The following is a 12,215-nucleotide window of genomic DNA, read 5'->3' as shown; positions in this document are numbered from 1 at the left end:
TTCCTAGACAGCTCAGAAACCTAGACAGGGAACGGCGTGCGCCATTCAAGGCGCGCTCAAACCACCCACACATGCATCAGGAGAGCCGGATATCCACCGAGTTGGAGGGTTCGCCGGTTGGGGATTCGCTCGTGGGTGCGTGGGTGCGTGGGTGCGTGGGTGCGGGGGTGCGGGGGTGCGGGGGTGCGGGGGTGCGGCTCGGACTCACGGACGTGGCGGGAGGGGCGGTTTTGTCGGAGGGCGGCGGTAGATTCTGGTTATGAGCGAGGAGATTCCGGAAGCACCGCCTGAAGTGCGTGAGCGGCATGCTGCCCTGAGCAACGAGATCGAGGAGCACCGGGCGAAGTACTACCTGGGCAGCTCGGTCATCTCCGATGCCGACTTCGACGCGTTGATGCACGAGCTGCAGGCGATCGAGGAGCAGTACAACGAGCTGCGGACGCCGGATTCGCCGACGCAGAAGGTCGGCGTACCGATCTCGACGTTGTTCGCGCCGATCGAGCACCCGATGCGGATGGAGAGCCTCGCGAACGCGTTCTCGGCCGAGCAGATGGAGGCCTGGGCGAAGCGGCTCGAGCGGGAGGTGACCGTTCAGCAGATCCACGACTCGGGGTTCCTGTGTGAGCTCAAGGTCGACGGTCTCGCCCTCGATCTGGTCTATGAGAACGGTCGTCTCGTCAGCGGCGGGACGCGCGGCGACGGCCGGACCGGCGAGGACGTGACGGCCAACGTTCGGACGATCAAGAGCATCCCGGAGCAGTTGCAGGGCGACGACGTACCGGCGTTTCTCGAGGTCCGGGGCGAGGTCTACTTCCGGGTCGAGGACTTCACCGAGCTGAACGCGCAGCTGGCCGAGGCCGGCAAGGACGTCTTCTCCAACCCACGCAACAGCGCGGCCGGATCGCTACGGCAGAAGGATTCGGGGGTGTCGGCGAATCGCCCGCTGCGGTTCGTGGTGCACGGCCTGGGCAAGGTCGAGGGACATCGGTTCGGGCGGCTGTCTTCGGCGTACGAGCAACTGAAGGCCTGGGGCCTGCCGGTGAGCGACCGCGCGCGCCGGGTGGAGACGCTGGGCGAGGTCAACGAATTCATCGCGTACTACGGCGAGAACCGGCACTCGGTCGATCACGAGATCGACGGGGTGGTGGTGAAGGTCGACGAGATCGACCTGCAGCGGGCGCTCGGCTCCACGTCGAGTGCGCCGCGCTGGGCGATCGCGTTCAAGTACCCGCCGGAGGAAGTCACGACCAAGCTCGTCGACATCAAGGTGAACGTCGGTCGCACTGGCCGGGTGACGCCGTTCGGGCACATGGAGCCGGTCCGGGTCGCCGGGTCGACCGTCGAGTTTTCGACACTGCACAACGCCAAGGAGGTCGCCCGCAAGGACGTCCGGCCGGGAGACACCGTCGTACTGCGGAAGGCGGGCGACGTGATTCCGGAGATCCTCGGCCCGGTGGTCGCGCTGCGGCCGAAGGGCCTGCCCGCCTGGGTGATGCCGACGCACTGTCCGGAGTGCAACACGTTGCTGGCGCCGGCCAAGGAGTCCGACGTCGACATCCGCTGTCCCAACTCACAGTTCTGCCCGGGGCAGGTCAAGGAGCGGTTGTTCTACCTGGCCGGGCGGTCGTCGTTCGATATCGAGGGGCTGGGGTATCAGGCTGCCGAGGCACTGGTTCGTGACGGGCTGGTGGCTGATGAGGGCGATCTGTTCGCGCTGACCGAGGAGCGGTTGGCCGAGAGCGGTTTCTTCACCACCAAAGCCGGGGTGTTGTCAGCCAACGCCCGCAAGCTGATCGCGAATCTCGAAGCTGCCAAGGCACAGCAGCTCAACCGGGTCCTCGTGGCGCTGTCGATCCGGCATGTCGGCCCGACCGCGGCGGAGGCACTGACCGAGGTGTACGACGACATCGAGGACATCCGCGCCGCGACCGAGGAGCAGCTGGCCGAGATCGAAGGCGTCGGGCCGACCATCGCGCAGGCCATGATCGAGTGGTTCGCGGTGGCCTGGCACCAGGCGATCGTGGACAAGTGGAAGGCCGCGGGCGTCGTGATGCGCCAGGAGCGAACCGGGCCGACAGTCGAGCAGACGCTGACCGGTGTGTCGGTCGTGGTCACCGGGACGGTCGAGGGCTTCAGCCGCGACGAAGCCACCGAGGCGATCGTGTCCCGCGGAGGCAAGGTCGCGGGGTCGGTGTCGAAGAAGACGTCGTTCGTCGTGGTCGGTGACTCGCCGGGATCGAAGTACGACAAGGCGGTTCAGCTCGGCGTACCGATTCTGGACGCGGCGGGATTCCAGGTGCTGCTGGACGACGGCGCGGAGGCGGCGGCCGCGGTCGCGAGCAGACCGGAGCCGGCCTAGTCCTGAACAACCTGCGGACTCAATGGATCCGGCGGCGGAGCTGAGCCGTCGGACTGTTAGTTTTGCACGTCCATGCATGGGTCAAAGGAGCGAATATGACGACGCCGCCACAGGGACCGTGGGGTTCCGGGCAGCCGGGGGGCCAGCCGGGCGGACAGCAGGGGGGCCAAGGAGGCCAGGGCGGCTGGGGTCAACAGCCACCTGCCCAGGGCGGTGGCAGCTGGGGGCAACCGCAGCAGCCGCAGCAGCCGCAGGGCCAACCTCCGCAGCAGGGTGGTGGCGGATGGGGGCAGCAGCCTGGACGGCCGCAGCCCGGTCAACCGCAGGGCCAGCCTCCGCAGGGCCAGCCTCCTCAAGGTCAGCCCCCGCAGCAGGGTCAGCCCCCGCAGGGCTGGGGCCAGCGTCCGCAGCAGGGTGAACAGCCCTACCAGCAGCAGGCCTGGGGACAGCAGGGCAACCAGCAGCAGGGCGGTTGGCACCAGCAGCAGGGTGGCCAGCAGCCGTGGCAGCAAGGTCCCGCCGGGCCAGGTGGCTCCAAGGGACCTGGTGGCATCGGCAAGGACAAGATGCCGCTGGTGATCGGTGGTGGCGTGGTCGGCATTCTGCTGATCGGCCTGATCATCGTGCTGGTCGTTCGCGGGCTCGGTGGCGACGACAAGCCGACCGCCGACCCGACCGGCGGCACCTCGCAGCCGACCAGCGACACCAGCGGGCCGGGCAACGCGGCCGGCCAGGCGGACAACGTGTCGAAGAAGCTCCAGGGCATCGGCTACCAGTGCAGCGACCTGTTCAACAACGACGCCGGCGGACACCGCGGCTGCTTCAAGTACGACGGGCCGACCCAGGTCGACGCGATCTTCCAGTTCACCAAGGACGGGACGATCATCAGCGTCCAGCTGACGTCGCGCGACGACGACAACCGGAACAACGCCGCGGTCAGCTTCGACGCCGCGCTGCAGGCGCTCGGTAACGACACCTTCGGCGGCAGCGAGGTCAAGAAGATCCAGGACGCGGTCAAGACCGGTCAGAAGTCGGACAAGGTCGGCACGTCGTGGGGCGAGTTCCGGCTGAACAACGACAGCTCGGTCGTGCTGGCCGGCCGGAAGTCGGGCGAGGAGTCGTTCGACATCCCGGAGAAGACCTGGCAGACCACGGAGGCGCAGCTGATGGCCGGCCTGAAGGCCAAGGGCTACGACTGCAAGACCATCTGCACCAAGAAGATCGGCGACTTCGGCTCGCAGCGCATCTACGGCTTCGGGTCCTCCGGCGGCGGCATCAAGCGGCTGGAGATCAGCGTCTCCGGCCGTAAGAACGACGCCGAGGCCGCGTGGCCGGCAGCGGTGGGCGATGCCTTCGGCACCCTGAAGGGCACGGACGCCGCGGCACTGAAGGAATTCATCGACAAGCACAACGACGGCAAGGCGGCTGCGGCCTACGTCGGCGGCTGGCGGGTCGAGATCGACAACAACGATCGTGACGACTACTTGTCCCGGACGATTAGCATCAACGCAGAGTCGTATTACGTGTGAGCCGATCGACGGAGACCTGATGAAGCTGCCCCGGGAGAAGCGGGACGAGCAGGCGATGGTCGCACCACCGCCTGAGGCCGTGCAGCGTGTCGAGGGGGGTGGGGCCTGGGGCCCTACCCAGTTCGACCTCCCGGAGCGCAGCGGCAGCAACAGCCAGGCGATCCTGATCGTGTCGCTGATCGGGGTCCTGGTGCTGCTGATCATCGCCGGGCTCTGGACGTTCACCTACTTCCAGCTGGGATAGCTGGAAGTAGGTGTGCGAGCTGGTCAGGCGGTGGCGCGGATGGTAACTGCGAGTGAGGCGAGGTAGCTCAGCCGAGCCACCTCGGAGCCGAGAAACTCCGGTCCGCCGCGACGCCCGACCACGATGATCCGGCGGTCGTTCTCCAGCGGTGCGGCGACCAGCACGGACTCGGACAGACCCTTGTGGTCCGGCGCGTCCAGCGTGGTGGCCTTCTCCAGCGGCAGCCAGGCCGCCGCCACGTCACCGAACTCCGGAGTGGCACTGGTCTCGAGCACGACCTTCACGTCGGAGCCCGTTCCGTCCAGAAGGACGGCCCAGTCGGCATGCAGTACGGCGGGGCTCTGCTCGATCAGGAGGTCGATCGCGTCGGCCGGGGCCGACGTCATCTGCTCAACCGCTTCGAGGTCCATGTGCAGTCCGCCGCCGGCGCCGTACCGGGAGAACCAGATCACCTCGACGTCGTCCACGCTGTTGCAGGCCGAGACGAGCCGGTCGGGCAGGACGCCGGGCGGGAGGTCGACGACGATGTCGTCGACGGCCGTGCCGTTCTCCCGGCGGTGCTCGACGATCTCGATGGCGTGGATGTCGGCACTGACCTCGCCGAGGGCGGTGGCGACGGTGCCGAGCGAACCGGGCCGGTCCGGGATGATCAATCGCAGCAGGAACACCGAACGATCATCTCCCAGCCGATCACCTTGCACATAACGCCCTGTCGCCGCCCATGTTACAGAGCGGAGCCCGCAACACGCCCGGGGCCTCTCGAAGCGCGAACGGGGGACGAGGAAATAAACCTGTCATAGCCGCCCTCTAGGATGACTTGAGTGTCACTAAGAGGTTCATAGTGGCGCGTCCCGCAACTGCAGACACATTGGATCGGTTCATGCCATCGATTACCCGCGAAGAGGTTGCGCACCTGGCGCGACTGGCGCGGATTGAGCTCAGCGATGCCGAGCTCGATCACCTCGCGCCACAGCTCGACCAGATCATCACCCTGGTCGGGCAGGTCAGCCAGGTCGCGGCGGACGACATTCCGCCGACCTCGCACGCCCTGCCGCTGACGAACGTGATGCGCGCCGACGAGAACGTCCCGTGCCTCACCCCGGAGCAGGCGCTGTCCGGCGCCCCGGCAGCCGAGGCGCAGCGATTCCGGGTGCCGCGGATCCTGGAGGAGGACTGACATGTCTGACTTGACCAGGAAGACCGCGGTCGAGCTCTCCGAGCTGATGGCGTCCAAGCAGACCAGTTCGGTCGAGGTGACCCAGGCGCATCTGGACCGGATCGCTGCCGTCGACGGCAGTGTGCACGCGTTCCTGCATGTCGACACCGAGGGTGCGCTGGCGCAGGCCGCCGCCGTCGATGCGAAGCGCGCGGCCGGCGAGGAGCTCGGTCCGCTGGCCGGAGTCCCGCTGGCGCTCAAGGACGTGCTGACCCAGGAGGGCGTGCCGACCACGGCCGGCTCGAAGATCCTCGAGGGCTGGAAGCCGCCGTACGACTCGACGGTGGTGAAGCGGCTGAAGGCCGCCGGCATCGTCATCCTCGGCAAGACCAACATGGACGAGTTCGCGATGGGCTCCTCCACTGAGAACTCTGCGTACGGGACCACGCACAACCCGTGGGACCTCGCCCGGATCCCCGGCGGTTCCGGCGGTGGGTCGTCCGCGGCCATCTCGGCGTACGAGGCACCGCTCGCGATCGGGACCGACACCGGCGGTTCGATCCGCCAGCCGGGCGCCTTCACGGGCACGGTCGGGGTCAAGCCGACGTACGGCGGAACTTCGCGGTACGGCCTGATCGCGCTCGCGTCCTCGCTGGACACTCCTGGGCCGTGTGCTCGGACGACGCTGGATGCGGCGCTGCTGCACGAGGTGATCGCGGGGTGGGACCCGATGGACTCCACCTCGATCAACCAGGATGTTCCCCCTGTCGTGGCGGCTGCCCGCAACGGTGATGTCTCCGGTCTGCGGATCGGTGTCGTCAAGGAGCTCGGTGGCGAGGGCTACCAGCCGGGTGTCGAGGCTCGCTTCCACGAGGCGGTCGAGCTGCTCACCAAGCTGGGTGCCGAGGTCGTCGAGGTCTCCTGCCCGCACTTCGAGTACGCGCTGCCGGCGTACTACCTGATCCTGCCGAGCGAGGCCTCGTCCAACCTGGCCAAGTTCGACGCCATGCGGTACGGACTGCGCGTCGGCGACGACGGCACGAACAGTGCGGAGAAGGTGACGGGGCTGAGCCGCGAGGCCGGCTTCGGCGACGAGGTGAAGCGCCGCATCATCCTCGGCACGCACGCACTGTCGAGCGGTTACTACGACGCGTACTACGGCCAGGCGCAGAAGGTGCGGACGCTGATCGCCCGCGACTTCATCAAGGCTTACGAGCAGGTCGATGTCCTGGTCTCGCCGGCCACGCCGACGACCGCGTTCGCGATCGGCGACCGGATCAACGACCCGATCGCCATGTACAAGAACGACCTCTGCACCATCCCGTCGAACCTGGCGGGCAACGCGGCGGCATCCTTCCCGTGCGGCCTGGCCGACGAGGACGGGCTGCCGGTCGGCTTCCACGTGATGGCGCCGGTGATGCGCGACGACCTGCTGTACACGGTGGGCGCCGCGCTCGAGTCCGCGCTGGCCGAGCAGTGGGGCGGCGTACTGATGTCGAAGGCTCCGGAGCTGGAGGTGACCCGATGACCGCGGATGTTGTTGCCATTGACGATGCCCTCGCGCAGTACGACCCGGTCATGGGTCTCGAGGTCCACGTCGAGCTGAACACCAAGTCGAAGATGTTCTGCGGCTGCCCGACCGAGTTCGGCGCCCCGCCGAACACGCAGACCTGCCCGGTCTGCCTCGGCCTGCCCGGCGCGCTGCCGGTGGTGAACGCGCGCGGCGTCGAGTCCGCGATCAAGATCGGCCTCGCGCTGAACTGCGAGATCGCGGAGTGGTGCCGGTTCGCCCGGAAGAACTACTTCTACCCGGACATGCCGAAGAACTTCCAGACCTCCCAGTACGACGAGCCGATCGCCTTCAACGGGTGGTCCGAGGTTGTGGTCGACGGTGAGACGTACCGGATCGAGATCGAGCGCGCCCACATGGAGGAGGACACCGGCAAGTCCACCCACGTCGGCGGCGCGACCGGCCGCATCCAGGGCGCCTCGCACTCGCTGGTCGACTACAACCGGGCCGGCATCCCGCTGATCGAGATCGTCACCAAGACGATCGAGGTCCCGCCGGCCAAGGCCGCCGCGGTCGCCCGCGCGTTCGTGAGCCAGCTGCGCGACCTGCTGCTCGCACTCGACGTCTCGGACGTGCGGATGGACCAGGGGTCGCTGCGGTGTGACGCCAACGTGTCGTTGAAGCCTGCCGGTAGTTCCGTGCTGGGCACCCGCACCGAGACCAAGAACGTGAACTCGTTCCGCTCGGTCGAGCGCGCGATCACCTACGAGATCACGCGACAGGCCGCCGTACTGAATGCCGGCGGGAAGATCCTGCAGGAGACGCGCCACTGGCACGAGGACACCGGAGTCACGACCTCTGGTCGCGAGAAGTCCGACGCCGATGACTACCGCTACTTCCCTGAGCCGGATCTGGTCCCGGTCGCGCCGTCACGCGAATGGGTCGAGGAGCTGCGGGCGACTCTGCCCGAGGCCCCCTCGCTGCGCCGCGCCCGGCTGCAGACGGACTGGGGTTTCACCGACCCGGAGATGCGCGACGTCATCAACAGTGGTGCGTTGGAGTCGATCGTCGCCACGGTCGAGCTCGGCGTTGCCGCTGCAGCCGCCAAGAAGTGGTGGCTGGGCGAGCTCGCTCGCTTCGCCAACGAGCAGGGCACCGACCTCGACGCGTTGCCGGTCGGCCCACCCCAGGTCGCCGAGGTCCAGAAGCTCGTCGACGAGGGCACCCTCAACGACAAGCTCGCCCGCCAGGTCTTCGAAGGCCTGCTCGCTGGCGAAGGCACCCCTGCCGAGGTCATCGAGAAGCGCGGCCTGGCCCTGGTCTCCGACGACGGCCCCCTGCTCGAGGCCATCGACCGAGCCATCGCCGCCAACCCGGACGTGGTCGAGAAGGTCAACTCCGGCAAGCCCGCAGCAGCCGGTGCCCTCATCGGCGCCGTCATGAAGGACATGCGCGGCCAAGCAGACGCAGCCAAGGTCCGCGAGCTGCTGAACGTCAAGCTAGGCATCTAGTTCGGAGGGTGGTGGAGCGGTCGCGCTCCACCACCTATTCGATAGGTCTGCGGGTTGTGCGGAAGCGGGTTCGTAGGCGGGTGACGTCTGCCTCGGGTAGTTCGGCCTCGATCACGTCGTAGGTGGCCTCGACCAGTTGGCGCAGTACCTCGGTGGCCTCTGGCGGGGGAGCGGCGAAGACGGTCCGCAAGCGTTGGGCCAGGTCGGCGGGTGCGTGGGACAGCTCGGCCTCCATCGCATCTAGACGTTTGAAGGCGAGCACGTGCCCGGTGTAGCAGCCGTTCACGGCGTGCAGGACTGTGAGCAGCTGGTTGGTCACGCGGAGAAACTCGCGCGCGAGTAGGACCGGGTTGTCTCGCTCGGCCAGCATCTGGCATCGCCAGAACTTGTCGATTGCCCCGTCTCGCTCGACGATCGCGATCGCCAGCTTTCGCGGGTACGTCGACGCTCGCCGCTGCCACATATGAACCAACTCCGGACGGGGACCGCCGATATCGCTCCCGTCCACGAGGCCCTTGAGCAACGTCAGACCGTCCGGATCGGGGATACAGGCCTCGAGGACAAGGCCGAGAGTCTCCTCGACCTTGCTCGACAATGCGTGCTCGACGTCGATCGCCAACCCGTCCAGCTCGAGATAGTCGTACCAGGGTGGGTCGTCGTCCTCAGGCGTGCCCGGACGGACGCTTGGCGCGGGCGCCAGGCGCTCAGCCAGGGTCGGCGGTCGGGCCCAGAAGACGCCGACCTCGACGTCTGACCAGCGGTCCGCGTCGCCGCGAGCCGTGGATCCGCCCAGCATGACTGCGTCCACGCCGGGGGTTGCGGCATACGCGGCCAGGACGGGAGCTACCGCCGTACGGCGGAAGTGGGCGTGGTCCACGGGGTTAGGCGGCGTTAGTGCGGGCCGTCTTCTTCTTCGCGCGGGCTTTGCGAGTCGTCTGCGACGGCTGGCGTCGTACCGGTGGCTTCTCGTCGACTACAGGCGTCGTGTCGTCAGGCTTCGACTCAGCGACCGGCTCCTCCGCCTTCGTCTCCGCGATCGGCTCCGGCTCTGGCGCGGCTTCAGGCTCGGGGCGCACGGTGCGCTGGGGAGGCTCGACCAGGTAGTTGGGCTTCACGACCGGCTCAGGCGCAACGACGGGCTCCGGCTGAACCACGGGCCCCGGCTGAACCACGGGCCCCGGCTCGACCACAGGCTCAGGCTCAGGCGCGGGCGCGACGAAGCGCTGCGGCGGCTGGACCAGCAGCCGCGAACTCAGCACAGGCTCGGGCTCGACCACGGGCTCAGGCTCAGGCTCGGTACCCAGCAGGCTGAGCGCCACCGAGACGTCCTCCAGCGCGCACCGGACCTCGTAGTACGACGGCACGATCACCTCGACCGCGGGCGCATCGGGCCGGTTCCGCACGAGCCCCTGGAACAGCCCCCACATCGCTCCGACCAGTACGCCGTACACGAAACCCCACAGCAACACCGAGAACGCGGTCAGCGTGGTCTCCGCGACCAGCGTCACGAACACCCCACTCAGTACGCCGAGCAGTGCACCCGCGCCCGCGCTCATCAGAGTCCGGCGGACGACCGGCACCGCAGCCTGTCTGCGGGACAGCCGCAGCTCGGCGCCGACCACCTCCAGGCTTCGTGAGTCCATCCCGTAACTGCGCAGATAGTCGACTGTCTGCTGAGCATCCGTGAAGGTGCCCACCGAAGCGACGACACTGCTGGGGACGACTGCCTGATCGGGCCGCATTACCAACTCCTCCGAAAAATGTTCTGTGTAAGGGGTTCCTCCCCACTAGTACCAGACGGCCGAAACGCCCAAACGGTTGACGGCTCAGATGTCAGTCACACAACAGATTTCCTTCAGCCGTTCATCATCCGATCGTCACCCGCAGGATCCGATCGTCGCCCTCTCGACTCTCACCACGCCCATCGGTGTTGGACGTCGTGACCCACAACGATCCGTCCGGGGCGACCTCCACCGTCCGCAACCGTCCGTACTTCCCCACGAAGAAAGCCTGCGGCTCACCAACCCGCTTCCCGCCCGCGACCGGTACCGCCCACAACCGCTCACCCCGCAACGACGCCATGAACACATGCCCCCGCGCGAACGCCGCCCCACTCGGCGACGCGTCACTCGTCCTCCACTGCGCGATCGGATCCACCATCCCGTCCAGCCCCTCGGCTCCCTCCGCCGCCGGCCACCCGTAGTTCGACCCAGGCGTGATCGCGTTCAGCTCGTCCCACGTGTTCTGCCCGAACTCAGCGGCGTACAGCTGAGTCCCGTCGAACGTGAGGCCCTGCACATTCCGATGCCCCTTGGTGATCCACAACCTGTTGCCCGGATTCCCCGGCGCGGCCTTCCCCTCGGTCGTGATCCGCAGGATCTTCCCACCCAGCGAATCGTCGTTCTGCGAGTTCGGCCGATCACCGCCGTCACCCGTCCCGACGTACAGGAACCCATCCGGCCCGAACCGCAACCGCCCCCCGTTGTGGATCGCCGCCTGCGGGATCCCGTCGAGGATCGTCGTCTGCTCCGACAACCGCCCATCCTTGTACGTCAGCCGAGCTATCCGGTTGTCGCCGCTCGCCGAGAAATACGCATACACGTACGGCGCCTTGGGGTCGACCGCGAGCCCGAGCAGCCCACCCTCCGACGAGGGATCCACCCCCTCAACGGTCCCGACCTCAGTCGCCTTGCCGTCGACGATGCGCTTCACCTTGCCGGAGTCCCGCTCAGCCACCAATGCACTCTTGTCCGGCAAGAACGCCAACCCCCAAGGCACGTCAATCCCCGTCACCACCGTCGACGCCACCGTCAGCTGGATCTGCCCACTAGCGCTCGGCGCCGCCCCCGTCGTACCGGCGCTGCTACTCGGAGCCGGCCCTCCACCCGCTTCCGAGCACCCCGCCAGCACCGCAACCGCCGCCAACCCCGCCGCCCACGTCCGTGCCACGCCGTCTCCTCAGCTAGCCGATCTCCCCAAGCTATCGCCCACCCCCAGCCCGCACGGCCGGAACAATCCGGCGCGCAATCAACTCGAGAGACCGCATCGCCACGTCCTGCGCCATCCCCGGCAAGCGCATCCAGTGCGCAAACTGGACGAATCCGGTCTGAGCCTGCAACTGGATCAACCGTCGCGCGACCTCTTCCGGCGTACCGACCAAGTAATCCTCCCGGCGCAACACCGGTGGCTCGTTCCCGCCGTACGACGCGATCTCGCCCTCGAGATAAGCAATCCCCGGCGCCGCCACGGCCCACGCCCGATCCGCATCCTCGTCGACATGCATGATCCCCGTGCAGATCAATGGCGGCACGTCGGTCAGCACCTCGTCCATCAATCGCCGTCGAGCCACGAAATCCTTCGGCGTAGCGCAGTACACCAGGAGCCCGTCGCCGACCCGCGCGGCCCGTTTCAGCCCGGCCGCCGTCACGCCAGCCACATAAATCGGAACGTCGTGAGCCGGCCGAGGCGTCACCCCCGACTCGCCCGCCCAGGCCCGCCGGATCACCCCCACCCCCTCCTCGAGCAACCGCCCCCGCTGCCGCCGATCTATCCCGAACAGCTCGAACTCCCGTTCCGAATACCCCTGGCCCACCCCCAACACAAACCGCCCACCCGACACCAGATCGAGTACGGCGGCGTCCTCCGCCACCTGCACGGGATGCCGGAACGGCAACACCAGCACATTCGTCCCCACCCGAATCTGCCGAGTGCGTCCCAGCAACACCCCCGCCATCACCAAAACCGAAGGCAAGGCCCCATCCCGCGCCAAGTGATGCTCCGACAACCAAGCACTCGTAAACCCCAACCGCTCGGCCCGGACCACCTCGTCGCCCACGTCGCCGTACCGGTCGTCCCGAACATCCACCAACACCCCGAACTCGACAGTCACCCACCCACCGTCACCCC

At 67.7% G+C, this 12,215-nt stretch carries 11 protein-coding genes; 6 read left to right on the top strand and 5 right to left on the bottom strand.

What is annotated here, in order from left to right; all coding sequences use genetic code 11:
- Nucleotides 1-259 precede the first annotated feature (259 nt).
- The 3 genes from ligA to ACFVWG_RS29000 all read left to right on the top strand — a co-directional run bounded on the left by ligA (nt 260) and on the right by ACFVWG_RS29000 (nt 4,132).
- Nucleotides 260-2,359: an NAD-dependent DNA ligase LigA gene (ligA, locus tag ACFVWG_RS29010; RefSeq protein ID WP_391546586.1), complete on the top strand. Its 2,100-nt coding sequence runs from the start codon at nt 260-262 to the stop codon at nt 2,357-2,359.
- 95 nt (nt 2,360-2,454) lie between these two features.
- Entirely contained in the window at nt 2,455-3,888 is a 1,434-nt protein-coding gene (locus ACFVWG_RS29005; RefSeq protein WP_391546585.1) for a hypothetical protein, read from the top strand.
- 19 nt (nt 3,889-3,907) lie between these two features.
- Nucleotides 3,908-4,132: a hypothetical protein gene (locus ACFVWG_RS29000; RefSeq protein ID WP_391546584.1), complete on the top strand. Its 225-nt coding sequence runs from the start codon at nt 3,908-3,910 to the stop codon at nt 4,130-4,132.
- Nucleotides 4,133-4,155: 23 nt separating this feature from the next.
- Here the strand turns inward: ACFVWG_RS29000 and ACFVWG_RS28995 are convergent, their stop codons facing one another.
- Nucleotides 4,156-4,800 carry an amino acid-binding protein gene (locus ACFVWG_RS28995; protein WP_391546583.1) on the bottom strand — a complete coding sequence of 215 codons (645 nt, stop codon included), beginning with the start codon at nt 4,798-4,800 and terminating at the stop codon, nt 4,156-4,158.
- A gap of 212 nt (nt 4,801-5,012) precedes the next feature.
- Here ACFVWG_RS28995 and gatC point away from each other — a divergent pair, with 212 nt between their 5' ends.
- The 3 genes from gatC to gatB are packed head-to-tail and all read left to right on the top strand — an operon-like array spanning nt 5,013 to nt 8,309.
- Nucleotides 5,013-5,309, top strand: coding sequence for an Asp-tRNA(Asn)/Glu-tRNA(Gln) amidotransferase subunit GatC (gene gatC, locus ACFVWG_RS28990; protein ID WP_344155145.1), 297 nt, complete (start codon nt 5,013-5,015; stop codon nt 5,307-5,309).
- A gap of 1 nt (nt 5,310) precedes the next feature.
- Nucleotides 5,311-6,816, top strand: a complete 1,506-nt coding sequence (gene gatA, locus ACFVWG_RS28985) for an Asp-tRNA(Asn)/Glu-tRNA(Gln) amidotransferase subunit GatA (RefSeq protein ID WP_391546582.1) — start codon at nt 5,311-5,313, stop codon at nt 6,814-6,816.
- The gene (gene gatB / locus ACFVWG_RS28980; protein WP_391546581.1) at nt 6,813-8,309 is read left to right on the top strand and encodes an Asp-tRNA(Asn)/Glu-tRNA(Gln) amidotransferase subunit GatB; all 1,497 of its coding nucleotides are present in this window, start codon (nt 6,813-6,815) and stop codon (nt 8,307-8,309) included. Before gatA ends, gatB begins: the two co-directional genes overlap by 4 nt.
- Before the next feature lie 34 nt (nt 8,310-8,343).
- On the opposite strand, the gene ACFVWG_RS28975 is transcribed toward gatB, so the two are convergent.
- The 4 genes from ACFVWG_RS28975 to ACFVWG_RS28960 form a co-directional block, all read right to left on the bottom strand.
- A complete protein-coding gene (locus ACFVWG_RS28975; protein WP_391546580.1) occupies nt 8,344-9,186 on the bottom strand; it encodes a hypothetical protein in 843 nt (280 codons plus the stop codon).
- A gap of 4 nt (nt 9,187-9,190) precedes the next feature.
- Entirely contained in the window at nt 9,191-10,051 is an 861-nt protein-coding gene (locus ACFVWG_RS28970) for a general stress protein (protein WP_391546579.1), read from the bottom strand.
- A gap of 124 nt (nt 10,052-10,175) precedes the next feature.
- Nucleotides 10,176-11,258, bottom strand: a complete 1,083-nt coding sequence (locus ACFVWG_RS28965; protein ID WP_391546578.1) for a PQQ-dependent sugar dehydrogenase — start codon at nt 11,256-11,258, stop codon at nt 10,176-10,178.
- A 31-nt stretch (nt 11,259-11,289) separates the two neighbouring features.
- On the bottom strand, nt 11,290-12,198 hold the full coding sequence (locus tag ACFVWG_RS28960; RefSeq protein WP_391546577.1) for an LLM class flavin-dependent oxidoreductase: 909 nt from the start codon (nt 12,196-12,198) through the stop codon (nt 11,290-11,292).
- Nucleotides 12,199-12,215: the final 17 nt, after the last annotated feature.

This window comes from Kribbella sp. NPDC058245, assembly GCF_042882005.1.
Classification (GTDB): Bacteria; Actinomycetota; Actinomycetes; order Propionibacteriales; family Kribbellaceae; genus Kribbella.
The sequence above is the reverse complement of the archived record's forward strand: the minus strand, read 5'-3'. Positions and strand labels throughout refer to the sequence as shown.

Coding starts and splice junctions, on each gene's coding strand:
- ACFVWG_RS28970 (WP_391546579.1), bottom strand. CDS start 10,051: ATGCGGCCCGATCAGGCAGTCGTCCCCAGCAGTGTCGTCGCTTCGGTG.
- gatC (WP_344155145.1), top strand. CDS start 5,013: ATGCCATCGATTACCCGCGAAGAGGTTGCGCACCTGGCGCGACTGGCG.
- gatB (WP_391546581.1), top strand. CDS start 6,813: ATGACCGCGGATGTTGTTGCCATTGACGATGCCCTCGCGCAGTACGAC.
- ACFVWG_RS29005 (WP_391546585.1), top strand. CDS start 2,455: ATGACGACGCCGCCACAGGGACCGTGGGGTTCCGGGCAGCCGGGGGGC.
- ligA (WP_391546586.1), top strand. CDS start 260: ATGAGCGAGGAGATTCCGGAAGCACCGCCTGAAGTGCGTGAGCGGCAT.
- ACFVWG_RS29000 (WP_391546584.1), top strand. CDS start 3,908: ATGAAGCTGCCCCGGGAGAAGCGGGACGAGCAGGCGATGGTCGCACCA.
- gatA (WP_391546582.1), top strand. CDS start 5,311: ATGTCTGACTTGACCAGGAAGACCGCGGTCGAGCTCTCCGAGCTGATG.